The 23425-nt window shown below is 71.2% G+C and carries 22 protein-coding genes and 1 pseudogene; 9 read left to right on the top strand and 14 right to left on the bottom strand.

The features are described from left to right. Positions 1-37: 37 nt before the first annotated feature. Positions 38-832: an aspartate/glutamate racemase family protein gene (locus K7C20_RS29415; protein WP_030087956.1), complete on the bottom strand. Its 795-nt coding sequence runs from the start codon at positions 830-832 to the stop codon at positions 38-40. A gap of 264 nt (positions 833-1096) precedes the next feature. Here K7C20_RS29415 and K7C20_RS29410 point away from each other — a divergent pair, with 264 nt between their 5' ends. Next, positions 1097-1900, top strand: coding sequence for an IclR family transcriptional regulator (locus tag K7C20_RS29410; protein WP_030984220.1), 804 nt, complete (start codon positions 1097-1099; stop codon positions 1898-1900). A gap of 226 nt (positions 1901-2126) precedes the next feature. Here K7C20_RS29410 and K7C20_RS29405 read toward each other — a convergent pair whose 3' ends face one another. Further along, the gene (locus tag K7C20_RS29405) at positions 2127-2417 is read right to left on the bottom strand and encodes a DUF5955 family protein (RefSeq protein WP_030087963.1); all 291 of its coding nucleotides are present in this window, start codon (positions 2415-2417) and stop codon (positions 2127-2129) included. 436 nt (positions 2418-2853) lie between these two features. After that, entirely contained in the window at positions 2854-4782 is a 1929-nt protein-coding gene (locus K7C20_RS29400; protein WP_030088693.1) for a serine/threonine-protein kinase, read from the bottom strand. A 346-nt stretch (positions 4783-5128) separates the two neighbouring features. Between K7C20_RS29400 and K7C20_RS29395 the strand changes: the two genes are divergently transcribed. From K7C20_RS29395 to aceB, 3 genes are all read left to right on the top strand, one after another. Beyond that, complete coding sequence (locus K7C20_RS29395) at positions 5129-5353, top strand: hypothetical protein (protein WP_030088691.1); 225 nt, start codon at positions 5129-5131, stop codon at positions 5351-5353. A 175-nt stretch (positions 5354-5528) separates the two neighbouring features. After that, on the top strand, positions 5529-6107 hold the full coding sequence (locus K7C20_RS29390) for a nucleotidyltransferase family protein (RefSeq protein WP_053208759.1): 579 nt from the start codon (positions 5529-5531) through the stop codon (positions 6105-6107). A gap of 310 nt (positions 6108-6417) precedes the next feature. Then, the gene (aceB, locus tag K7C20_RS29385; protein WP_030088687.1) at positions 6418-8046 is read left to right on the top strand and encodes a malate synthase A; all 1629 of its coding nucleotides are present in this window, start codon (positions 6418-6420) and stop codon (positions 8044-8046) included. Between the two features lie 3 nt (positions 8047-8049). Here aceB and K7C20_RS29380 read toward each other — a convergent pair whose 3' ends face one another. The 3 genes from K7C20_RS29380 to K7C20_RS29370 form a co-directional block, all read right to left on the bottom strand. After that, positions 8050-8526 carry a MerR family transcriptional regulator gene (locus tag K7C20_RS29380; RefSeq protein ID WP_222892680.1) on the bottom strand — a complete coding sequence of 159 codons (477 nt, stop codon included), beginning with the start codon at positions 8524-8526 and terminating at the stop codon, positions 8050-8052. A gap of 78 nt (positions 8527-8604) precedes the next feature. Then, the gene (locus K7C20_RS29375) at positions 8605-10008 is read right to left on the bottom strand and encodes a M20/M25/M40 family metallo-hydrolase (RefSeq protein WP_030085611.1); all 1404 of its coding nucleotides are present in this window, start codon (positions 10006-10008) and stop codon (positions 8605-8607) included. 109 nt (positions 10009-10117) lie between these two features. Continuing rightward, positions 10118-11194: an FAD-dependent monooxygenase gene (locus K7C20_RS29370; protein WP_053208758.1), complete on the bottom strand. Its 1077-nt coding sequence runs from the start codon at positions 11192-11194 to the stop codon at positions 10118-10120. A 78-nt stretch (positions 11195-11272) separates the two neighbouring features. Here K7C20_RS29370 and K7C20_RS29365 point away from each other — a divergent pair, with 78 nt between their 5' ends. Then, the gene (locus K7C20_RS29365; protein WP_030085608.1) at positions 11273-11827 is read left to right on the top strand and encodes a TetR/AcrR family transcriptional regulator; all 555 of its coding nucleotides are present in this window, start codon (positions 11273-11275) and stop codon (positions 11825-11827) included. 177 nt (positions 11828-12004) lie between these two features. Further along, entirely contained in the window at positions 12005-12880 is an 876-nt protein-coding gene (locus tag K7C20_RS29360; protein WP_048829951.1) for a chitosanase, read from the top strand. Positions 12881-12995: 115 nt separating this feature from the next. On the opposite strand, the gene K7C20_RS29355 is transcribed toward K7C20_RS29360, so the two are convergent. The 8 genes and pseudogenes from K7C20_RS29355 to K7C20_RS29320 form a co-directional block, all read right to left on the bottom strand. Beyond that, positions 12996-14456 (bottom strand): nucleobase:cation symporter-2 family protein, encoded by a 1461-nt coding sequence (locus K7C20_RS29355; protein WP_053208757.1) that lies wholly within the window; start codon positions 14454-14456, stop codon positions 12996-12998. Positions 14457-14768: 312 nt separating this feature from the next. Then, entirely contained in the window at positions 14769-16172 is a 1404-nt protein-coding gene (locus K7C20_RS29350) for an 8-oxoguanine deaminase (RefSeq protein WP_030085604.1), read from the bottom strand. 125 nt (positions 16173-16297) lie between these two features. Next, a pseudogene (locus K7C20_RS29345) lies at positions 16298-17221 on the bottom strand (solute carrier family 23 protein); the annotation flags it as partial. 85 nt (positions 17222-17306) lie between these two features. Continuing rightward, positions 17307-18254, bottom strand: a complete 948-nt coding sequence (gene pucL / locus K7C20_RS29340) for a factor-independent urate hydroxylase (protein ID WP_030085602.1) — start codon at positions 18252-18254, stop codon at positions 17307-17309. Positions 18255-18261: 7 nt separating this feature from the next. Continuing rightward, positions 18262-18687 (bottom strand): hydroxyisourate hydrolase, encoded by a 426-nt coding sequence (gene uraH, locus K7C20_RS29335; protein ID WP_030085600.1) that lies wholly within the window; start codon positions 18685-18687, stop codon positions 18262-18264. Beyond that, positions 18684-19232 carry a 2-oxo-4-hydroxy-4-carboxy-5-ureidoimidazoline decarboxylase gene (gene uraD, locus K7C20_RS29330; RefSeq protein WP_030085599.1) on the bottom strand — a complete coding sequence of 183 codons (549 nt, stop codon included), beginning with the start codon at positions 19230-19232 and terminating at the stop codon, positions 18684-18686. The genes uraH and uraD overlap by 4 nt, the downstream gene beginning before the upstream one ends. Positions 19233-19403: 171 nt before the next feature. Then, positions 19404-19784 carry a helix-turn-helix domain-containing protein gene (locus K7C20_RS29325; RefSeq protein ID WP_030085598.1) on the bottom strand — a complete coding sequence of 127 codons (381 nt, stop codon included), beginning with the start codon at positions 19782-19784 and terminating at the stop codon, positions 19404-19406. Then, entirely contained in the window at positions 19781-20050 is a 270-nt protein-coding gene (locus K7C20_RS29320) for a hypothetical protein (protein ID WP_078952966.1), read from the bottom strand. The genes K7C20_RS29325 and K7C20_RS29320 overlap by 4 nt, the downstream gene beginning before the upstream one ends. Before the next feature lie 136 nt (positions 20051-20186). Between K7C20_RS29320 and K7C20_RS29315 the strand changes: the two genes are divergently transcribed. Genes K7C20_RS29315 through K7C20_RS29305 form a run of 3 tightly spaced genes read left to right on the top strand, consistent with a single transcriptional unit; the run spans position 20187 to position 23338 of the window. Continuing rightward, positions 20187-21029 carry a TIM barrel protein gene (locus K7C20_RS29315; protein WP_053208755.1) on the top strand — a complete coding sequence of 281 codons (843 nt, stop codon included), beginning with the start codon at positions 20187-20189 and terminating at the stop codon, positions 21027-21029. A gap of 31 nt (positions 21030-21060) precedes the next feature. Beyond that, positions 21061-21957: a 2-hydroxy-3-oxopropionate reductase gene (locus tag K7C20_RS29310; RefSeq protein WP_222892679.1), complete on the top strand. Its 897-nt coding sequence runs from the start codon at positions 21061-21063 to the stop codon at positions 21955-21957. Between the two features lie 4 nt (positions 21958-21961). Beyond that, positions 21962-23338 (top strand): thiamine pyrophosphate-binding protein, encoded by a 1377-nt coding sequence (locus K7C20_RS29305; protein ID WP_245171632.1) that lies wholly within the window; start codon positions 21962-21964, stop codon positions 23336-23338. Positions 23339-23425: the final 87 nt, after the last annotated feature.

Raw genomic sequence — 23425 nt, 5'->3', positions numbered from 1 at the left:
CTCCCAGGCAGGTTGGGTGGAGCTTAGGGGCCAGTTGTCAGATGCCTGATGTCTGTGCGGAAAATTCGGTGTGACATGGGGAGGCCTGAGCGCGTACCGCGGACGGGCGCAGATGCGTGCTCAGCGGCCAGGAGCCGATGACCTTGGGGCGGGGCGGCGCGAAGCTCCGCCCCGTGCTGGTGGTCAGCCCGAGGCCGACGACCGCCTCCGCGAACTTCACCGCCGCGGCGACGCCGTCCACCACGGGCACCCCGAGCGCCGCGCCGACCTTCTCCTGGAGCCCGGCCATCCCGCCGCAGCCCAGGCAGATCACCTCGGCACCGGCCCGGACGGCCTCGCGGGCGGTCTCGATGATCACCTCGACGGTCCGCTCCCCGTCCTGCTCCAGCTCCAGCACACCGAGCCCGGTGCCGCGGACCGCGGCGCAGCGCTGGAGCAGCCCGGCGGTCAGCAGCCGGTCCTGGATCTGCGGGACGGCCCGGTCGAGGGTCGTGACGATGCCGTAGGCGTGGCCGAGCATCATCGCCATCTGGGCGGCACTCTCGGTGATGTCCAGGACGGGCACGTCCAGCAGCTCCTGGGCACCCTCCCGGCCCGGCTCCCCGAAACCGGCCATGACCAGCGCATCGAAGTTCATCTCTAGGGTGGCGAGCCGGTCCAGGACCGCCGCGGCGCTGAGATAGCCCTCGAAGTGACCCTCGATCGACTCCGGGCCCCACAGGGGTTCGGTGGCGATGATCTCGGTGCCCGGGGCGGCGGCCGCGGTGGCGGTGGCGCGGATCGAGGCGGTCATGGAAGCCGTGGTGTTCGGGTTCATGACGAGAATGCGCATGACTCTCCAGCGATTTGGAGGATTCCACAGAATGGACAGTAGGTTTCGCGCAGCAGAACGTAGCTATGGCCACTGGCACCGTCAAGGGATCGGGGCTAGCGGCTTGCCGAACGGCCCACACCGTGGGACAAAGAGGGCCTGACCGGCGCGAACGAGTGTGCGAGAGGCCGTGTGTCAACGTAAGGGGACCGGTAGGCTTCTCCGGTCGGGCCCGGCGCCCGCTAGCCCAGCCGAGACCGATCCCCGCCCCGAAAGGAACGCGACGTGCCGCCGTCCAGCGCCAGCACCTCCGCCGCCGAAGCCAAGCCCGCAGGCGCCAGCGGCGGCGTCCAGTCCCTCGAGCGCGCCTTCGACCTGCTGGAGCGGATGGCCGACGCCGGTGGCGAGGTCGGCCTGAGCGAGCTCTCCGGCAGCAGCGGACTGCCGCTGCCCACCATCCACCGCCTGATGCGCACGCTCGTCGCCTGCGGCTACGTCCGGCAGCAGCCCAACCGCCGCTACGCACTCGGGCCCCGGCTGATCCGGCTCGGCGAGAGCTCCTCGCGGCTGCTCGGTACGTGGGCGCGGCCGTTCCTGGCCCGCCTGGTCGAGGAGACCGGCGAGACCGCCAACATGGCGCTGCTCGACGGCGACGAGATCGTCTATGTCGCCCAGGTGCCGTCGCGGCACGCGGTACGGATGTTCACCGAGGTCGGCCGGCGGGTGCTCCCGCACTCCACGGGCGTCGGCAAGGCCCTGCTGGCCCATCACGCCCCGGAGGAGGTCCGCGCGCTGCTCGGCCGTACGGGCATGCCCGCCGCGACCGAGAAGACGATCACCGACCCGGACCGCTTCCTCGAAGCGCTCGCCGACGTCCGCCGCCTGGGCTATGCGGTCGACGACAACGAGCAGGAGATCGGCGTCCGCTGCCTCGCGGTGCCGGTGCCCAACTCCCCCACCTCGGCGGCAATCTCCATTTCCGGCCCGACCGGCCGCGTGACCGAGGCCTCGACGGACAAGATCGTGCCGGTGCTCCAGGACGTCGCGGCGCAGCTGTCGGTGGCGCTGGCGAACCAGACGCCGGCGTAAGGCGCGACGGGCCCTCAGCGGGCCTCTCGCGGGCCGGGAGGCGGCGTACGACGCCGCTTCCCCGCGCGGTCCTCTCGGCGGGCTCGCCGTTGGTTCGCGGGCGGATTCAGCGCACCAGCAGGGCGGGTCCTGGTCCCTTCACGCGGGTCCTGGTCCCTTCACCGGCCCACCCGGCCCGCTTCCGGCGCCGGCGTACCGGGAGTCGCTCCCGGCTCCGCGCTCGCGGTCACCGTGCGCGCGGGAGCTCACCGAAGCGGTCGATGCCCGCACGGACCTCCGCCAGCGCAGGGGACAGCGCACTCACCGACCCGACCGCCCCGGCGATCAGCAGGAGCGAACGGCGCAGCCGGGGCACTTCCGGCAGCCCATGACTCACCATCGCGTCCAGTGCGGCCAGCTCGTCATCGGCGGCGGCCCGGTCCGGTAATTCCCCTGGAAGTACGGCCAGCTGACGGCGCAAGCGGGCCACTGCCCCGCGCAGGTCCTGGACACGTGGGTCACCCTCGACCCCGGTCACTCGTCTGTCTCTCTGTAGCTGCTCCACAACGACGGCGTCCTCCAAGGCCGTTGCCCGGTTCGGCAATGCGGGACAGTTAACGCCACTCTGCGCTGATCGCGCCACACGGAGAGCGAAAATACCGGATCAACGAGCGGATCCGGTGGCCGTGGCCAAAGCTTGACGGCCCATTGGTTTTGCCCGCTGCCCACTGCCCGTTGGTGGCTGCTGGCTGCCTCCTGACGCCTCGCCCCTTTTTTCTTTTCCCCGCCGCCCACCCCCCTTCGGGGGGTGGGCGGGTGTAGTGACGCGGGTGCCCACCCCTAACGGGGCGGGGGAGGCGGTGGGGAGGTGGATGGGAGGAGGCCGGGGAGAGGGCCAGGGAGAAAGGCAGGAAGGACGAGGACGCCGGTGAGGACGCCCGTAAGGACGCCCGTGAGGACGCCCGTGAGGCAGATCAAGAATCCTGCTTCGGCTCCACCGCGTTGCGCCACACCCGCACGTCGACGGTCATGTAGCTGCTGGGGTCCGACTTCGGTGCGTAGCCCTTGAAGGTGATCAGGGCGACATGGCCGTAGTCGGTGGTCAGGCACATCTGGGCGCCCTTGGTGAGCCGCTTGGTCATGATGGAGTCGGTGAACCGGGTCTCGCTGCGGCAGGTGGCGAGCGAGCCGTCCTGACCGGGGTTGAGCAGCACCAGCTTGCCGGTCTCGGTCTCGACCTCGTCGTCCGAGTAGGTGCTGTCCTGGTACGAGAAATCGATGTCCGTGTCGTTGTCGGAGTTGGTCGGGTTGACCGGCTCGTCGGACAGCGACAGGTGGTACTCGTCGGGCAGGTTGATGCCCTTGTAGTCGACCGGTGTCGGGTCCTGCACCGGGGCGGCAGGGGACTTCGTACCGTCGCCACCGGGGGTCGCCGTCGGATCCCCCGCGGGCGTCGGCGAAGCGCCGCTGTTCTTCGCCTTGTTGTCGTCGGTGGCCTGGTCCTGCTTCGACTGGCCGTCGTCCTTCATCACGGCATAGACGAGGCCGCCGCCGGCACCCGCGAAGGCCAGCAGACCGACCAGCACGAGGGCCGCGATCAGCCCCTTGCGCTTCTTCTTCGGCGGCTGGGGGGCCGTACCCATGGCGGTCGGCCCGATGGCCGTCGGCCCGGTGCCGCCCGCACCGGCGCCCATCGGCGCAGACGGCGCGGCGGACGGACCGGCGACGGACGGACCAGCGACGGTCGGACCGGCAGCGGACGGACCGGCCGCGGACGGACCGGCAGCGGTCGGCTCATGGGCCGCCGGGCCGAACCCCGGCGGCGGGGTCTGCGGGTGGTCCAGCGTGGTCGGCACCGGCGCGGCCGGTGCCGCGGGCCGGGTGGGCGGCTGCGCGGGCTGAACCGGCGGCTGGGCGGGCCGGGTCGGCGGCTGGGCCGGAGCACCCGCGGTGGGCGCCTCCAGCGGGGGCGGCGGAGTCTGCGCGGGCGCGGGCGCGGCCGCACGCGTGGTGATATCGGCCGCGACGGCGGTGGGCAGCCACTCCTCCGGGCGGCGCAGCTGGGTCTGGCCGGAGGCCGCGCCGCACAGCTCGATCACTTCGGCGACGGACGGCCGCTCCCCGGCGTCCTTCGCCAGACACCTGGTCACCAACTCCCGCAGCTCCTCGGGGAGGCCGCTCAGATCCGGCTCCTCGTGGACGATGCGGTAGAGCACCCCGTGCGAGGTGCCCTCGCCGAACGCCGGGGTGCCGATGGCCGCGTACGCCGCGACCTGGCCGAGCGCGAAGACATCGGTGGCGGAGCTGATGGTGCTGCCCGCGGCCTGCTCGGGCGCCATGAAGGTGGGGGTGCCTACGGTGACGCCGCTGCTGGTCAGCGAGGTGGCGTCGGCGGCGCGTGCGATACCGAAGTCGATGACGCGCGGGCCGTCGGCGGCCAGCAGCACATTGGACGGCTTCAGGTCGCGGTGCACGATGCCCGCGCCATGGATGACCTGGAGCGCCTCGGCGATCCCTGCCACCAGCAGCAGCACGGCGGGGGCCGGGAGCCGCCCGTGCTCGGCGACCGCCGCGGCGAGCGAGGGGCCGGGAACATACGCGGTGGCGAGCCAGGGGCTCGCGCCTTCGGCGTCGCTGTCGATGACCGGCGCGGTGTACAGGCCCTGGACGCGCTGCGCGGACTGCACCTCCTGCTTGAAGCGGCGGCGGAACTCCGCGTCCTCACTGAACTCGGGGCGGATCACCTTGATGGCGACGGGGCGCCCGCCGGGTGTGTAGGAGAGGTAGACCTTGCCCATGCCGCCGGAGCCGAGCTTCGCCGTGAGGCGGTAGCCCGCGATCACCCGTGGATCGTCACCTTCCAGCGGCTGGAAGATCCCGGACCCGCCCACACTGTTCACCACTATGTCCCCCGACTCAGAAAAGAAGCCCGCTGTTTCCGCACGGCAGGCGCTTGGCCCGCAACGGTGCAGAACCATATCCGGCCATGCGCCGCACCGTGACATCGCAGGTGGGCGAACGTCACGCATGTCCGAAGAGCCGGTTTCGCGACGGGTTTTGGCCACCGCGACAACCTGGAAGCGACCGTGCCGCGCACTTCCCGAAATTGGCCTGATACTGCATCAGCACATGCGTTCGCCATGCCACCCGATGGTGTGGGCACACACGATCCGAAGCGTATGGCGCGGCACGATGGAGCATTCTCCCCTTCAAGGAAATATCCGGCATATCACTGGATCGGAGAACGCCATGGAGTCCAACTCCGGCCCCGAGACCGGCTCGAACCGCCGTCGCGTCAGCGTCGTGCAACTCATCTGCCGCGCGTACGGCCTTTCCGATGCGTCGGAGATCACGATGGAGCACATACACCGCTACGTCGCCGAGCGCCGGCGCGCGGAGGAACGCATGCATCACCTGCGCGACCGGTACCGGCCGGGGATCCCCCGTCCGCGCGCCTCGGGGGACGCCGCCTGACCGCCGGGCCGCACCCCAACCGGCCACGAGGCGAGGCGCCATGAGGTAAGCAGTCCCCATGGCACCGACGACACCCCGACAGCCGGGGGAACCGGAAGAACCGGAAGAACAGCCACCAGGCACCCGGTCCGACACCCCCAGGGGGGCGCGGAACACCGGGCGGCCCGAGGGGAGGGTGGCCGGCCTGCTGCTCGCCGCGGGCGGCGGACGGCGCCTGGGGGGACGGCCCAAGGCACTGCTCGACCACCGGGGACGGCCACTGGTCGAGCACGCCGCACGGGCACTGCGGGACGGCGGCTGCCACCCCGTGCACATCGTGCTGGGGGCGGCCGCCGATTCCGTACGGGAGCGGGCCGACCTCTCGGCGTACGGCATCTCGGAAAACCCGGACTGGGCCCAGGGTATGGGCTCCTCGCTCCGGGTGGGCCTCGCCGCGCTGGCGGATTCGGGGGCGGATGCGGTCGTGGTCTCGCTGGTGGACCAGCCGGGCATCGGCGCCGCGGCGGTGGCGCGGGTGGTGGCGGCGTACGAGGGCAGCACCTCGCTCGTCTCCGCTGCGTACGACGGCCGCCGTGGCCACCCGGTCCTCTTCGGCGCCGGCCGATGGGCGGACATCGCCGCCACCGCGGAGGGCGACCGCGGCGCGCGCGCCTACCTCCGCCGGCATGCGGACGACCTCGCCCTTGTCGAGTGCTCCGACATCGCCGAGCCGTACGACATCGACACGCCGGACGATCTCCGCCGCCTGGAGTGACCCCCGCACCCCAGGAGATCGCGCACCCCTCGCAACTGCCGGTCGCGGTACGGGAGTACATACCGGCCGGGAGTAATGGAGAGTGACCGGCATGGCACCGAGAGCCATTCGGTCACGGCTTCTGTCGACCCTGAGAATCTCGACATCAACAAACCATTGAAGTTCCGCGATAAGGAAACTAGTCTCCACTGGTCAGAAGCGCCCTGAACCCAGACGGCGCCCGCGACCGTATCCCGGAGCCCGCGGCACCCCGTGCCGCCCCGGTGTCCCGGAGGCCGCAAGGCACCGCCGCTGAATGGAGTGACAGCTCATGTCCGCACCAGCGCCGTCCCCGCTGGCCATCGCCGAAGTCGACCCCGCTCATACCCCCGAACGGCAGGACGAGGTCCTCACCGACGCCGCCCTCACCTTCGTCGCCGAGCTTCACCGCCGGTTCACCCCGCGCCGTGACGAGCTGCTCGCCCGCCGCGCCGAGCGTCGCGCCGAGATCGCCCGGACCAGCACGCTGGACTTCCTCCCGGAGACCGCGCAGATCCGCGCCGACGACAGCTGGAAGGTGGCCGAGGCGCCCGCCGCGCTCAACGACCGCCGGGTGGAGATCACCGGTCCCACCGACCGCAAGATGACCATCAACGCGCTCAACTCCGGCGCCAAGGTCTGGCTCGCCGACTTCGAGGACGCCTCCGCCCCGACCTGGGAGAACGTCGTCTCCGGTCAGCTCAACCTGATCGACGCCTATGAGCGCCGCATCGACTTCACCGACGCCGCGTCCGGCAAGTCGTACGCCCTCAAGGACGCCGAGGAGCTCGCCACCGTCGTGATGCGCCCGCGCGGCTGGCACCTGGACGAGCGCCACCTCCAGTTCGAGGGCCGGCCGGTCCCCGGTGCGCTGGTCGACTTCGGCCTCTACTTCTTCCACAACGCCCAGCGCCTGCTGGACCTCGGCAAGGGCCCGTACTTCTACCTGCCGAAGACGGAGTCGCACCTGGAGGCCCGCCTCTGGAACGAGATCTTCGTCTTCGCCCAGGACTACGTCGGCATCCCCCAGGGCACCGTGCGCGCCACCGTCCTCATCGAGACGATCACGGCCGCGTACGAGATGGAGGAGATCCTCTACGAGCTGCGCGACCACGCCTCGGGCCTGAACGCCGGCCGCTGGGACTACCTCTTCTCCATCGTCAAGAACTTCCGCGACGGCGGCGCCAAGTTCGTCCTCCCGGACCGCAACGCGGTCACGATGACGGCCCCGTTCATGCGCGCCTACACCGAACTCCTCGTCCGCACCTGCCACAAGCGCGGCGCGCACGCGATCGGCGGCATGGCGGCCTTCATCCCCAACCGCCGCGATCCCGACGCCAACGAGAAGGCCCTCGCCAAGGTCAAGAACGACAAGGACCGCGAGGCCGGCGACGGCTTCGACGGCTCCTGGGTCGCCCACCCCGACCTGGTCCCGGTCGCCCGCGCCTCCTTCGACGCGGTCCTCGGCGACAAGCCGCACCAGAAGGACCGCCTCCGCGAGGACGTCTCGGTGTCGGCCGCCGACCTCATCGCCATCGACACCCTCGACGCCAAGCCCACCTACCAGGGCCTGATCGACGCGGTCCAGGTCGGCACCCGCTACATCGAGGCCTGGCTGCGCGGCCTGGGCGCCGTCGCCATCTTCGGCCTCATGGAGGACGCCGCCACCGCCGAGATCTCCCGCTCCCAGATCTGGCAGTGGGTCGACGCCGGTGTCGTCTTCGAAAACGGCGAGAAGGCCACCGCGGAGCTGGTGCGCACGGTCGCCTCAGAGCAACTGGCCGCCATCCGCGCCGAGGTCGGCGAGGACGCCTTCACCTCCGGCAAGTGGCAGCAGGCCCACGACCTGCTGCTCCGGGTCGCACTGGACGAGAACTACGCGGAGTTCCTGACCCTGCCCGCGTACGAGCTGCTGGGCTGACGCCTACTCCAGCCCCATGCGCCCGAAGGGCCGGTACGTACCGCCGCACTGCGGTACGTACCGGCCCTTCGCCGTTGATGGCGACCACGCCGGGGGGCAGGACCAGCCTTTCGCCGCCGGCGAGTTCGGTGATCCTGCGGTGTATTCGATGAGCTCGTCGATCTTGCGCTGCAATGCGGCGTCGATGCCGGTGACGGCCGCGGCGAATTCGGCCGGCTGTGCATGCAGCAGCGCGTCGATACGGGCCAGTGGCACCCCGCCATCGGCCAGGGTCCTGATCCGGATGAGATCCACCGCCGCTTGCGCGCTGTAGCGGCGGTGGCCGGAGGCATCGCGGTCCACCGCGCTTGCGCCCGGCAGGAACACCACGGCCGGTCCGCCGCTGCCCGACCGGTGCACGAAAACGCGACGGCCCTCGATCTCCTGGCACCCTCCGACCGGCGGCGCGAGCCGAGCCGAGGAAGTGCTGTCGTTCGTCATGCGACGAGGCTCCAACCCTGGCTCAGGGGCAAGGTCAAGCCTGTCCGCCGCGGAGCGGGACCGGCAGCCGTGGAGCCGTCACGGGGTGTCGTCGGTGCGGTAGGTGGTGGCGTATTCGGTGAGGAAGGTGGTCTCGGCGAGCAGGGCGCCGCGGAGTTCGGACAGCAGCACACGTTCGTTGGGGCCGTGCAGACCGCAGAGGTTGTCCTCGGCGCCGAAGAGCAGGATCTCCGCGTCCGGTACGGCCTTCGCCAGGCCGTTGACCAGGGGGATGGAGCCGCCGGTTGCGCAGTGGACGGGGTCGGTGCCCCAGGCGCGGCGCAGTGCGGTGCGGGCGGCGCGGTAGGCGGGCCCGTCGGTGGCGGCTTCGTAGCCGGGGCCCGCGTCGCCGGGGGTGACGGTGAGCGGGATGCCGAAGGGCCGCAGCCGTTGCAGATGGCGGACGAGGGCGGCCTGCGCCTCCCGGGGGTCCTGCCGGGGGTGGACGCGGAGGTTGAGCTTGGCGCGGGCGAAGGGGACGACGGCGGAGGCGGTGCGGTCGACGGGCGGGGCGTCCAGGCCGATGACGGTGAGGGCGGGGCCGCTCCACAGCCGTTCGCCGAGGCCGCCGGTGCCGAGCAGCGGGGTGCCGTGCGGGATGCCGGCCAGCTCGCGGAACTCGTCGTCGGTGAGGGCGGTGCCGCGCCACGGTTCGCGGCGCAGTCCCTCGACGGCGACATCACCGTGCAGGTCGTGCAGGGTCGACAGGGCCTTGAGGAGGACGAGCAGTGCGTCGGGGGCGGCGCCGCCGTACTCCCCGCTGTGTACGGCGGCGTCGAGGGTGCGCACCTCGACGAAGACCTCGGCGGAGCCGCGCAGGGCGGTGGTGAGGGTGGGGGTGCCGGGGCGGATGTTGCCGGTGTCGGCGATGATCATCGCGTCGCAGGCGAACAGGTCGGGGTCGGTGGGCGGGTAGTCGTCGAAGGCGCTGCCGTACTCCTCCTGGCCCTCGAAGACGATTTTGATGCCGACCGGCGGGCGGCCTCCGTAGGCCCGCAGGGCGCCGATGTGGACCATGAGGTTGGCCTTGTCGTCGGCGATACCGCGGGCACGGATGCCGCCCTCGATGTCGGTGGGTTCGAAGGGCGGGGAGTCCCAGAGCCGCTCGTCGCCGGGCGGCTGGACGTCGTAGTGGCCGTAGAGGAGGACGGTGGGTGCGTCGGGGGTGGGCGGCGGGAGGCTGGCGGTGATGACGGGGGCGGTGTCGGGGAGGTTGAGCTCCCCGATGTCGGCCACGCCGACGTCCCTGAGCAGGGCGACGAGCAGATCGCGGGCCTGGAGGACCGGCTCGGGCGAGAAGCCGGGGAAGGCGATCGAGGGGACGGCGGCGAGCCGCTTGAGATCGGCGCACACCCCGTCCATCAGCGCGTCGACGGTGGTCTCCAGGGCGGCGGCAGCCGTCCGTGCGCGGTGGGCGTGCGGGTTGTCGGCTTCCTGGTTCACCGCGAAACCCCTCTCCGTGGCGCCGTCGGTGCGCACACATTGACTCACTTTCAGGGCCGATGCAGCATATCGGGCGTTATGCGCCTGAAGGTGGCATGTGTTACGGCGCTCAGCCCAGCGGGCCGCCCAGCGCCAGTGCGGTCCGCATCGCGGCGTTCCGCAGCCCGGTCAGCCGCCGGGCGTGCGCCATACGGTTCATCAGCCGCGCGGCACGCACCAGCCGCTGGGTCGCCGGGCGCCGCACCCGGTCGTACGCACGCAGCGCGGTCGGCACATCCGGCGCGGCCGTCAGCGCCCGCGTCAACTCCACCGCGTCGATGAGCGCTTCGCAGGCTCCGCGGCCGAGATCGGGAGTCATGGCGTGCGCCGCGTCGCCGATGAGGACCGTACGGCCCGCGACGTAGGCGGGCAGTGGCGGATCGAGGTAGTAGAGGTCCAGGCGCAGCACCTCGGACTCCGTCAGCCGGTCGAGGACCTCGCGCACTCCGGCGTGCCAGTGGCCGAACCACCCGCGCAGCGTGGCGGCTTCATGGCCCGGATGGCGCTGCCCCTCGGGGGTGACGGCGCAGGCGAACCAGTTGGTGCGGCCGTCCGGGAGGGGCGTGATGCCGAAGCGGCGGCCCTCGCCCCAGGTCTCGGTGCTGCTCCCGGTCTTCCCGTCGACGGTGCCGCGCCAGGAGGAGGCGCCGACGTACCGGGCCCGGTGGCGCGGGCCGAACAGCGCCGTGCGGGCCGCGCTGTTGAGCCCGTCGGCCGCGACCACCACGTCGTACGAGCCGTCCAGCGTGCGGATGTCCTCGATGCGCGCGTCGAAGGTGACCGCCCCCTCCCCTGCCGCGCCGTACAGGAGGGCGAGCAGGTCGGGGCGGGAGACGAGCCGGGTCACGTCGCCCGTACGCCGCTCCATCCCCGCGACGTCGAGGGTGGCGATCCGGCCGCCGTCGGGCCGCAGGAAGGCGCCCGCGGCCTGCGGGCGGCTCAGGGAGCGCGCCTGTGCGCCGACGCCGAGGGCATCCAGGGCGCCGAGGGCGGCCGGCCACAGGCCGAGTGCGGTACCGGCCGCGGGGAGCCGGCGGGCGCGTTCGAAGACATCGACCGACCAGCCGTTGTTGCGCAGGGAGAGGGCGGTGGCGAGCCCGCCGATGCCGCCGCCCACGACGGCCGCCGTGCGTGGTTTCCGGGTCATGGCCGCACGCTACTATGTTTATAGTGGATCGGCACTACAAACATAGTAAGAACCGGGTCGGCACGAAGGGCGCACAGGGTGACACGACGGCGGGAGCAGGTGCTGGACGCGGGGATCCAGGTGCTGGGCAGCGAGGGAGCGCGGCGGCTGACCTACCAGGCCGTGGACACCGCGGCAGGAGTCCCGTCGGGCACCACCTCCAACTACTTCCGCAACCGGGCGGCCCTGATCGACGGCATCGTCGACCACCTTCAGGCCCTGGAGCGCCGCGACTGGGAGACCTTCGCCGCGGCGGCCGCCCCGGCCGATGCCGGTGAACTCGCCGATGCGGTGACCCAGTTCCTCCGGTACGCGACCGGCCCCGAGCGGGCCAGGACCGCCGCCCGCTTCGCGCTCTACCTGGAGTCCTCGGCCCGGCCCGAGCTGCGCCCGGCACTCACCCGCGGCCGCGAGACCGTCGTCGGCTGGGGAGCGGAGTGGCTTCAGCGCTTCGGCTCACCGACGCCGCGGCGGCACTGCGAGATCCTCTTCGACTACATGGACGGCGTCGCCTTCCACCAACTCGCTTTCCCCGTAGAGGACTTCGACCCGGGGCCGGGCATCCACGAGCTGCTGAGCGGGTTGCTGGACTGAGCCTTGCAGGTCGGCGGGGGCGCAGGGTCCCGCCCCTGCGCCCCCGCCCTCCGACGGCCCCACAGGAAGGCCCCGGCCGGGGCGGCCTGACGGGGTATACGGCCTCTCGCCAGTCTGGTAGGAAAGCTTCCTAACGATTGAGGAACCCCCCACGGCTCTCTCCGACTGGAGGACTCCATGCGCACCCGATCGATGGGCAAAGCCCTGCCCCGGACCACCACCCGCGTCGCCCTGGGCCTCGCCCTGCTCGCCGTGCCGGCCACCGCCGTCGCCACCACGGCGGGCCCGGCCGCCCCGTCCCGTCCTGCCGCGGCTCAGCACGCTCCGCACCCGGCACGCGCCGCGACCGGTCTCGACGACCCGGCGAAGAAGGAGATCGCCATGCAGCTGGTCTCCAGCGCGGAGAACTCCTCGCTGGACTGGAAGGCCCAGTACAAGTACATCGAGGACATCGGTGACGGCCGCGGCTACACCGGCGGCATCATCGGCTTCTGCTCCGGCACGCACGACATGCTCGAACTCGTCGAGCTGTACACCCATCGCAAGCCCGGCAATGTCCTGGCCACGTACCTCCCCGCCCTGCGCGCGGTGGACGGCAGCGACTCGCACGACGGCCTGGACCCGGACTACACCAAGGACTGGAAGAAGGCCGCCCAGGACCCGGCGTTCCAGAAGGCCCAGAACGACGAACGGGACCGGGTCTACTTCGACCCCGCGGTCGAGCGGGGCAAGGCCGACGGGATCGGGGTGCTCGGCCAGTTCGCCTACTACGACGCGCTCGTGATGCACGGGGACGGCGACGACAGCACCAGCTTCTCCGGCATCCGCAAGCGCGCCCTGGCCAAGGCCAAGCCGCCGGCCCAGGGCGGCGACGAGAAGACCTACCTGAACGCCTTCCTCGACGCCCGGGTCTGGGCGATGAAGCAGGAGGAGGCCCACAGCGACACCAGCCGGATCGACACCGCGCAGCGGGTGTTCCTGAAGAACGGCAACCTCGATCTGCACACTCCGCTGGACTGGAAGGTGTACGGGGACAGCTACCACATCGGCTGACCCCGCCCGCCCGGCCGCACACGGCCGCAGCCGCCCGTAGCCGCCCGCACACAGCCCGACGGCCCGTAGGAGAGCCGCAGTTGCCGCTCCCTACGGGCCGTTGCCTGCGCCGACGTCAGTGGGCGGGCGCCGCCGCGGGCTCGCCGGCGTCGTCCGCGCTGCCGGGGGCGGGCTGTTGCGGTATCCCCGGATCGACCGGGCCCGCGGCGGTCGTGTCCCCCGCCGCTTCCCCGTCCGCCGTCTTCCGGCCGAAGTGGTTGAAGGCGAGGTTGAGGACGATGGCGACCAGACAGCCGGTGCTGATACCGGAGTCCAGGACGACCAGCAGGTCCTTGGGGAGGTGGTGGTAGAAGTCCGGCGCGGCGATCGGGATCAGACCGATGCCGACGGCCGCCGCGACGATCAGGGCGTTGTCGCCCTTCTCCATCGCGGCGGAGGCCAGCGTCTGGATGCCGCTGGCGGCCACCGAGCCGAAGAGCACGATGCCGGCGCCGCCGAGGACCGGCAGCGGGACCAGCGAGATGACCGAGGCGGCCACCGGGCACAGTCCCAGCACGATCAGGATCAGACCGCTGGTCGCCACGACGTAGCGGCTGCGCACCTTGGTCATCGCGACCAGGCCGATGTTCTGCGCGAAGGCACTGTTGGCGAAGCCGTTGAACAGCGGGCTGAGGGCCGTGCCGAGGGTGTCGGCGCGCAGTCCGCCCTCGATGGTGCGCTCGTCCGCCGGGCGGTCGACGATCCGGCCCAGGGCGAGCATGTCGGCCGTCGACTCGGTCATACAGACCAGCATCACGATGCACATGGAGACGATCGCGGCGATGTCGAACTGCGGGGCGCCGAAGTGGAAGGGCGTCGGGAAGCCGACCAGGGAGGCCTCGGTGATCGCGGAGAAGTGGCTGATGCCGACGGGTATCGCGATCAGGGTGCCGGCGATCAGACCGAGCAGGATCGCGATCTGCTGGAGGAAGCCGCGCAGCACCCGGCGCAGCACCAGCACGATCACGAAGGTCAGCGCCGCCATCCCGATGTTCGTCAGCGAACCGTAGTCCGGGGCCCGGTCGTTGCCGCCCTGGGACCAGTTGAAGGCCACCGGCAGCAGCGAGACGCCGATCAGGGTGATGACGGTGCCGGTGACCACCGGCGGGAAGAACCGTACGAGCTTGGAGAAGTAAGGGGCGAGAAGGAAGCCCAGCACACCGGCGACGATCACCGCGCCGAAGATGATCGGCAGCGCGTTGTCGGGGCTCTGTGCCTTGCCGATGGCGACCATCGGGGTGACACCGGCGAACGAGACGCCGTTGACGAAGGGCAGCTTGGCGCCGACCTTCCAGAACCCGAGGGTCTGGAGGAGAGTCGCGATGCCCGCCGTGAAGAGGCTGGCGCCCATCAGGAAAGCGGTCTCGGTGGCGCTCAGCCCGCAGGCCGGCCCCACGATCATCGGAGGGGCCACCACGCCCGCGTACATCGCGGCCACATGCTGGAGGCCGCTGGTGAACATCTTGAAGGGCGGGAGGGTCCGGTCGACCGGATGCTTCCGGTCCCCCTCCGGCTTCTGCCCGGTAATTGCGGCCACTGCGGGCCTCCTGTCGATTTCTGCGTCGCCGGGGCGGGCGAGGCGAGGCTGTCACGGAGGGCTTGCCATGTGGTGCGTTGGTGCAAGAAGTTGCCTGGTGAGCGATGTGGCGACACTCCGCGCTCGTGGCGCGCGGACGGCGGTGGGCCGGCCGGCCCAGGGGTGGGAGCCGACCGGCCCGGGGGTACGAGAAGATCCCGCACCCCCGGGTCCGGCGCTTGTGGATCCCGCTCGGATCCACAAGCCCGGCCGGGAGCCGTCCCTCCCGGCCGAGTTCAGGGGTGTGCGTCGGCCTGTGACCGCGCCGTGGGGTCAGCCCTCGGCGGCGATACGGGCCAGACGCTGTGCCTCGGCCCGCGCGGTGCGGGCGATGGCGTCCTCGTCGACGTTGCTGAGGTGGTTGTCCTCGACGACCGGCCTGCCGCCGACGAGGGAGAGGGTGACCGGCGCCGCCGCGCCGAAGACCAGCGCGGTGACCGGGTCGGCGATGGAGGAGTGGCCGAGGCCGTCCAGCTTCCACAGCACCAGGTCGGCGAGCTTGCCGGCCTCCAGCGAGCCGATCTCGGACGTCCGGCCGAGGACCTGCGCGCCGCCGTAGGTGCCGAGCCGCAGCGTCTTACGGGCGTTGAGCGCGGCCTCCTTGTGGGCGCCGAGGCGGTTGATGAGCAGCGCGTTGCGCAGCTCGGTGTGGAGTTCGCCGGACTCGTTGGAGGCGGTGCCGTCGACGCCGAGGCCGACCGGGACGCCGGCCGCGAGCATGTCGGGGACACGGGCGATACCGGCCGCGAGGCGGGCGTTGGACGAGGGGCAGTGCGCGACGCCGGTGCCGGTGCGGGCGAAGGCGGCGATGTCGGAGTCGTTCATGTGGACGCAGTGCGCCATCCACACATCGTCACCGAGCCAGCCGGTCGACTCGAAGTAGTCGGTCGGGCCCATGCCGAACAGCTCGTGGCAGAACTTCTCCTCCTCCACGGTCTCCGAGCCGTGGGTGTGCAGGCGTACACCCTTACGGCGGGCCAACTCGGCTCCCTGCCGCATGAGTTCGGTCGACACGGAGAACGGCGAGCAGGGCGCGGCGGCGATGTGCACCATCGAGCCGAAGGAGGCGTCGTGGTGGGCGTCGATGGCCTCTTCGGTCGCCAGCAGGGCGCCCTCGGTGGTCTCGACGGCGAAGTCCGGGGGCAGCCCGCCGTCCTTCTCGCTGCGGTCCATGGAACCGCGGGCCAGGGTGATCCGGGCCCCGATCTCGGCGGCGGCCGCGAGCTCCGCGCCGACGAGGTCGCCGGAGCCCCGGGGGAAGACGTAGTGGTGGTCGGAGGCGGTGGTGACGCCGCCCTTGACCATCATGCCGAGCGAGCCCTGGGTGGCCGCGGCGAGCATCGGGGCGTCGATACGGGCCCAGGTCGGGTAGAGCGCGACCAGCCAGTTGAACAGGTTGTGGTCGGTGGCCAGCCCACGGGTGATCCACTGGTAGAAGTGGTGGTGGGTGTTGACCAGTCCGGGGGTGACGAGGTGTCCGGTGCCGTCCACCCGGCGGACGACGTTCTCCAGGCCCTCGGGGGCCCGGCCGGCGCCCACCGACTCGATGATGTTGCCGGCGACCACCACATGACCGGTGGCGTATTCGGTGTCGTGGGCGTCGACTGTCGCGATGGCGCAGTTCTCGATGACGATGCGCTGCTTCACCGCGCTGTCAGGGGATGCCGATGCAGCCATGAGGCTTCCTACTTTCGGTTCGGGGCTTTGGGCACGGCATGGCCCTGGGGGATTTGAGTGCCGGAGCCGGGCGAGGCGGCTGACAGTACCGCTGCCCGTGGGGTGCTCCGGGTGCCGAGATGGTGGAAGAACAGGTTGAGCAGGGTGGCGAGGCCGTCGGTGCGCAGGCCCCTGGTGAGGGTGGCGCCGGTGGTCGGGCGGTCGCAGATCTCGCCGAGCGCCAGCATCCCGGCCGACGACTCCGTCATCAGCACCAGCATCACGAGGCACAGCGAGAGGATCGCGGCGGGCTGGAACTCGGGGGCGCCGAAGGCAAACGGGGTGGGCAGTGCGGCGATCGGGGCCGTGCGCAGCCCGTCGAAGCTCGCCATCCCGAAGGGGATCGCGGCGAGGGTGCCGACGACCAGGCCGATCAGCAGCGCGGTCTGCTTGAGGAAGCCCCGGGTGAAGCGCTGGACGAGCAGGATCACCACGAGGGTGAAGGCGGCCAGCGCCAGGTATTTCATGGCGCCGAAGTCGGCGGCGTGTTCGTCGCCGCCCTGCGCCCAGCCGACCGGGACGGGCATCAGGGTGACCCCGATGAGGGTGATGACGACACCGGTCACCAGTGGCGGGAAGAAGCGGAGCAGCCTGCCGAAGAACGGGCCGACCGCGAGGCAGAAGACCCCGGCGACCATCACCGCCCCGTAGATCGCGGGGAGTTGATGCCCTTTGGCCGTGGTCTCGGCGATGGCGAGCATGGGGGTGATGCCGGCGGAGCTGGCCGCGTTGACGAACGGGAGGCGGTTGCCGGCGAGTTCACGGATGCCGAGCGTCTGGAGGAGCGTGGCGAGCCCGGCGATGAGCAGACCGGCGGCGATCAGCCGGGTCCGGCCCGCGGGGTCCAGGCCGACCGCCTGGCCGATGATGAGCGGAGGGGTGACGACACCGGCGTACATGGCGGCGATGTGCTGGAGTGCGGCCGGTACGAGCCGCTTGGCAGCCGGCTTCTCGTCCACCGGATGGACCGGTGGCGCGGGGTGGTGCGGGGCTTGCGATTGCTGTGCCATGGGTCGTTCCCCTCGGGTTTCACGTTCCCCTCCCCGCCGCGGGACGGGGAGGGGAACGCGAGGCACGGCGTGACGTCGGAGCCACTCAGAGGTTCGTCAGATCCACCGGGATCCTGGGCTCGACACCGTCGCGCAGAACAGTGGCTTCGATCAGGCCGTACGGGCGGTCGGCCGCGTAGTAGACCTCGTTGTCGTTCTTGAGCCCGAACGGCTCAAGATCGACGAGGAAGTGGTGCTTGTTCGGGAGGGAGAAGCGGATCTCGTCGATCTCGGAGCGGTTGTTGATCACGCGCGACCCCATTTGGTACAGGGTCTGCTGGAGCGAGAGGCTGTAGGTCTCCGCGAACGCCTGGAGCATGTGCTTCTTGACCTGCTCGTACGAACGCTCCCAGTTCGGCATCCGCTGCTCGTCGTCGGTCCAGTTGAACCGCCAGCGGCTGGACACCTCGGTGGCCAGGATGCGGTCGTAGGCCTCCTTCAAGGTCGTGTACTTGTCCTTGATGTAGCCCCAGAACTCCGAGTTGGTGGAGTTCATCACCACGAGGTCCTTCAGACCGGAGACGACCTGCCACTGCTCACCGTCGTAGGTGATCTCGGTCAGCCGGGTCTCCTGGCCCTTGCGGACGAAGGAGTGCTGGACCTCGTCGGCGCCGATGAAGCGGGAGTTGGCGTCGGAGGTGGCGATCCGCTCCCAGGAGTACTCCTCGATCCGGATGCGGGCCCGGTGGATCGGCTCCTGGCTGGTGACGAAGTGCCGGGCCAGATGGATGCCGAACTGCTCGGCCGACTCGATCCCGTGCTCCTTGGCGAAGGCGTACACGGTGTTCTTCGTGGTGTCCGTCGGCAGGCAGTGGGCGTTGGAGCCGGAGAGGTGGACCTCTTCCAGGTCGCCGGAGAGCGCGACCGAGACGTTCAGGTCCTTGATGTGGTGCGTGTCGCCGTCGCGGGTGATCTTGACGACACGGTTCTCCGCTTTGCCGTACTGGTTCTGGCCGAGAATCACCGGGCGGGCCGGGCGGGAATGGGCAGTCATGTCGGTGCTAGCTCCCTCGGTATACGGAGTAGCCGAACGGGTTGAGCAGCAGCGGTACGTGATAGTGCTCGCCCGGCATGACGGCAAAGGTGATTGCCACCTCCGGGAAGAAAGCTCCGCTGTCCCTTACGCGGGGGGCGTCCTGCTGTTCCTCGGCTTGCTGAGTTGCCTTGTGGTCTACGCGGTGCTGGTGCGATACGAAGTACGCCTCGACGGCGAAGTCGAGGCGCACATGGGTGGTGCCTTCGGGCAGCGCCGGAAGGTCCTTGCAGCGTCCGTCCGCGTCGGTCGTGGAGGCGCCGTGGGCGGCCCAGGCGCCGTCGCTGCCGGAGCGCACCGAGAGCGTGAGGGCGACGCCCTCCGCGGGGCGGCCCACGCTGGTGTCCAGGATGTGCGTGGACACCGACGTCCGTGCAGCCGTCTCGCTGCTCATGCTGCGTCTCCTTCTGCGTGCGCGATACGGGTCAGGCGGATGCGGTTGATCTTGCCCAGTTCGCCACGAACGCTCTCTCGTTCCTGTTCCGGCGTGTTGTCGATCCGGTGACGGACCGCGTCACGCATCTGCTCTCCGGTACGGCCGGAGGCGCAGATCAGGAAGACGTGCCCGAACTTCTCCTGGTAAGCGAGGTTGAGTTCGAGCATCTCCGCCTTGAGCGCTTCGGAGGCGCCGGACATACCGCTCTGTTCGCGGTGCGAGGTGGGATCGCCCGGCTTCGGCCGGCCGATCGGCGGGTGCCCGGCCATCGCCTCGGCCAGGTCCTCCGCGGTCAGCTCGGCCATGGCGGCGTCGCTCGCGGCGAACAGGGCGTCGGTGGTGGCGTAGGGGCGCTGCGCGAGGACCTTGCTCGCCCAGGCCCGGCTGGCACACACCTCGTGCAGCGCGGCCCGTGCCGTGGTGTCGTCGGCGGTGTTGAACCGGGTGAGCCCCGGCGCGGGCTCGGGGGTGTCCCCCGTCGAGCGTGGTGAACTCGAAGACACGGGAAGCCTCCGTGGCCTGGTGCTGGACAGCTCTGCTTGGCTGGAAACAGCTAAGACCCCTGGCAACAACACGTCAACACTTTGTTGAAAACTCGGCGACACAAAAGCCGCCGTCCGGGGCTGCGGGACGGCGGCTCGGGGGTCCGGGCCGCACCCCGGCGGGGGCCCGCCTCAGCCGGCGTCCTTCGCGGCGTTTTCCCTGTTCAGGTAGTTGTACACGGTGAAGCGGCTGACGCCGAGGGCCCCCGCGACCGTCTCCACGCCGTGCCGTACCGAGAAGGCGCCACGGGACTCCAGGATCCGCACCACCGACTGCTTGGTCTTGCGGTCCAGCTCCGCCAGCGGCATGCCGTGCCGGCGCTGGAGCTCGGCCAGGATGTGGTCGAGCGAGTCCGACAGATGCGGGAGCCGTACGGCCACCCGCTCCTGCCCCTCCCAGGTCAGCACGACGTCGTCGCCCTGAGCCTGGTCCGGCGCGACCATCTGTCCCCCCATCGCGTCGATCAGCGGCTTGACCGCCTGGACGAACGGGTGGTCGGCGGGCTCCGTCACGTCGCACCCCCCTCGCCCTGCCCGGCATCCCGGATCACGTTCACCTGAAGGGAGACCCGGGTGGCACCCGCCTGGAGGGACTCGCGCAGCAGGGCGGCCACCGCGCCGAGCACCTGGTCGGCGTCGCCCTCGGCCGTATTGCCGAACGGACCGACGTCGACGGCGTCCAGCCGGGCGCCCGTGACGACGTCCCGCGCCACCACCGCATGCGCCGGCGCCTCGTCCAGGTCGAACGGCTCCGTCGTGAACTCCACTCTCAATCGCACGCCGCTCAACCTACGCGCGGTTCGGCCCGGCCACCAGAAATTGCCCCGGAGCCCTCTTGACAGCCTTCGAGCCCGCCAGGCAGTGTTCCAGTAAGCAGAAAAACAGTTCCACTATCCGGAAGGAGCGCCCGCCCCGATGGGTTTCACGGACACGCGCTTCAACGTCAATCTGTCGATCCTGTTCACCGAGCTTCCGTTGCTGGAGCGGCCGGCGGCCGCACGGGCGGCGGGCTTCACGGCGGTGGAGCTGTGGTGGCCGTGGGTGGATTCCCCGGTGCCGGAGCAGGCGGAGCTGGCGGAGCTGCGCGCCGCGCTGAACGATGCCGGGACGCGGCTGGTGGGCCTGAACTTCTACGCCGGGCAGCTGCCGGGCCCCGACCGCGGCGCCCTGTCGGTGCCGGGCGAGGAGTCGGAGAAGTTCCGGGCGAATGTGCCGGTGGCGGTGGAGTTCGCCCGCTCGCTGGGCTGCACGGCCTTCAACGCCCTCTACGGCAACCGCATCGAGGGCGTGCCGGAGGCGGAGCAGGACGAGCTCGCGCTGGAGAACCTGGCCTTCGCCGCCCGTGCGGTCGCCGAGGTCGGCGGGACGCTGCTGATCGAGGCGCTCAACGCGCCGGAGTCGCCCCACTGCCCGATCGTGAGCGCGCCGAAGGCGATCGAGGTCGTGGACGCGGTGAACGCGGCGACCGGGCTGGACAACGCCCGGTTCCTGATGGATCTGTACCACCTGTCGATGAACGGCGAGGACCTCGACGAGGTCATCGACCGCTACACCGCCAAGACCGCCCACGTACAGATCGCCGACAACCCCGGCCGCGGCGCCCCCGGCACCGGTGACCTGGACTTCACGGCATTGCTGGGGCGGCTGAAGAAGGCCGGTTACGACGGCTGGACCGGCCTGGAGTACAAGCCCGGCGACGGGCCGAGCGCGAGCGCCTTCGAGTGGCTCCCGGCCCCTCTGCGTGCTGCCCGCTCCTGACGTCCCACAGCTTTTCGAAAGAGGCACCCTCATGAGCAATCTGCCCAAGATCGCGTGGATCGGTCTCGGCATCATGGGCTCCCCCATGGCCGAGAACCTGATCAAGGCCGGCTACACGGTGACCGGCTACACCCTCGAAGCCGGCAAACTCGAGCGCCTGGCCGCAGCCGGCGGCACCACGGCCGCCTCGGCCGCCGAAGCCGTCACCGACGCCGACATCATCATCACCATGGTCCCCGCCTCCCCCCACGTCGAGGCCATCGCCTACGGACCCGACGGCATCCTGGCCCACGCCCGGCGCGGCGCCCTGCTGATCGACATGTCCTCGATCACCCCCCAGACCTCCATCGACCTGGCCAAGGCCGCCGCCGACAAGGGCATCCGCGTCCTGGACGCCCCCGTCTCCGGCGGCGAAGCCGGCGCCGTCGAAGCCGTCCTGTCCATCATGGTTGGCGGCGACCAAGCCGACTTCGACGCCGCCCGCCCGATCCTCGAAGCGCTCGGCAAGACCATCGTCCTGTGCGGACCCCACGGCGCGGGCCAGACCGTCAAGGCCGCCAACCAGCTCATCGTCGCCGTCAACATCCAAGCCTGCGCCGAAGCCGTCGTCTTCCTCGAAAAGTCCGGCGTCGACCTCACCGCCGCCCTCGACGTCCTCAACGGCGGGCTCGCCGGCTCCACCGTCCTCACCCGCAAAAAGGACAACTTCAAAAACCGCGACTTCCAGCCCGGCTTCCGCATCGACCTCCACCACAAGGACATGGGCATCGTCACCGACGCCGCCCGCACCGTCGGCGCCGCCCTCCCCGTCGGCACCCTCGTCGCCAACCTCGTCGCCTCCCTGCGCGCACAAGGCGACGGCGGCCTCGACCACTCCGCCCTCCTGCGCGGCGTCGAACGACTCTCCGGACACACCACCGAAAGCTGAGGCCATGGCGGCGCAGCGGATTCCCGCCGTACTGGCGGCCGTTCAGATCATGAAGGAGGAGGGCGTCGACATCGTCTTCGGCTGCCCCGGAGCCGCCCTTCTCCCGCTGTACGCGGCGATGGAAGAGGCCGGCGGCATCGAGCGGCTGTCGGGACGCCAGGAAGAAGGCGCCGCGTTCATGGCTGCCGGCTGGGCCCGTACGGCGGGGAGGACCGGCGTCGTCGCGGTCACCGCGGGCCCGGGGTCGGCACGTCTGATCACCGGGCTGTACGCGGCGCAGCAGGATGCGGTCCCGCTGGTGTGCGTCACGGGCCGGGAGACGGCCGGGCCGGGCCGGCGGGCCGGCCCGCCGCGCCACGAACCCGGCCGGCCGCCGGATCTCGTCCGGCTGGCCGGTCCGGTCACCAAACGCGCCGAGCGGCTCGAGGATCCGGCGCGCATTCCGGGGGCCTTTCGCGAGGCGTTCCGGATCGCGCGGGAGGGCCGCCCCGGCCCGGTCCTGATCGATCTTCCGGCCGATCTGGCCGCGGTGGAGATCGTCCACGACGCCGGGCGCCGCCCCGGGTGCGACGCCGGGCCTCCGCCGACCAAGACGGTGCAGGGCGGGACGGAGCAGGCCGGGACGGTGCAGGTCGGGGCCGTGCAGACCGGGTCCGTACGCGCCGAGCCGGTACGGCTGCCGGGCGCCTCGGGCCCGGCCGGCCACGCGGACCCCGACGGCTCCCGGGCTTCGGTCTCCTGGGTCCTGGCCGAGGTCGCCGCGCTCTTCGGTGCGCAGGACCGTCCGGACGCCGGGCCGGACGCCGCGCCGGGCAGCTATCTCGTCAGCGGCTCGGCGGGTGCCGGTGACGCCGCCCTTGCGGACACCCCGTACGGGCAGCGCCACCGGCTCCACCGCCGGAGCGGGCCGCCCGGCTGGGAGGTGCCGGCCGCGATCGGTGTCCGCAAGGCGCTGGACTCCCGGGGCGAGCGGGATGCGGAGGTCGTCGTGGTCGTCGACGGCCACGGTTTCCCGTTCCCGGCCGAGGAGTTGGCGTCCGCGGTCCGCCACGAGGTGCCCTTCGTGCTGGTCCTGTTCAACCCCGGCCACGAGGACCACGGCCGGTGCGGGCATCACGGCCCGTACGAGCACCACGCCCGCTACGACCAGGGCCGTACGGACCACGTGAAGCTCGTGGAGGCGTACGGCTGCGCGGGCCGGGACGTCCTCGATCCGGCGGAGCTCCGCTCGGCGGTCGAGTGGGCCCGCAAGGAAGCCGTCTCCACGCGGCGGCCGGCCCTCGTGGAGATCCGGACCGAGTGTGCAGAACGCGCTGCCGGCGGCCTGTCCGCCGGCCCCGTGCACGAGTTCGCCCACGGGACGTTCGCCCACGGGACGTAAGACACGCCCCGGGACCGGTCCCCCTCAGCTTCCGGGCGGTGGCTGCGCCGACACCTGTCCTGTCGCGCCCAGGCGCGGCCGCCGCCC

Origin of the sequence: Streptomyces decoyicus, assembly GCF_019880305.1 — a bacterium.
Taxonomy (GTDB): Bacteria; Actinomycetota; Actinomycetes; order Streptomycetales; family Streptomycetaceae; genus Streptomyces; species Streptomyces decoyicus.
This window is presented reverse-complemented; position numbering and strand designations above follow the sequence as displayed.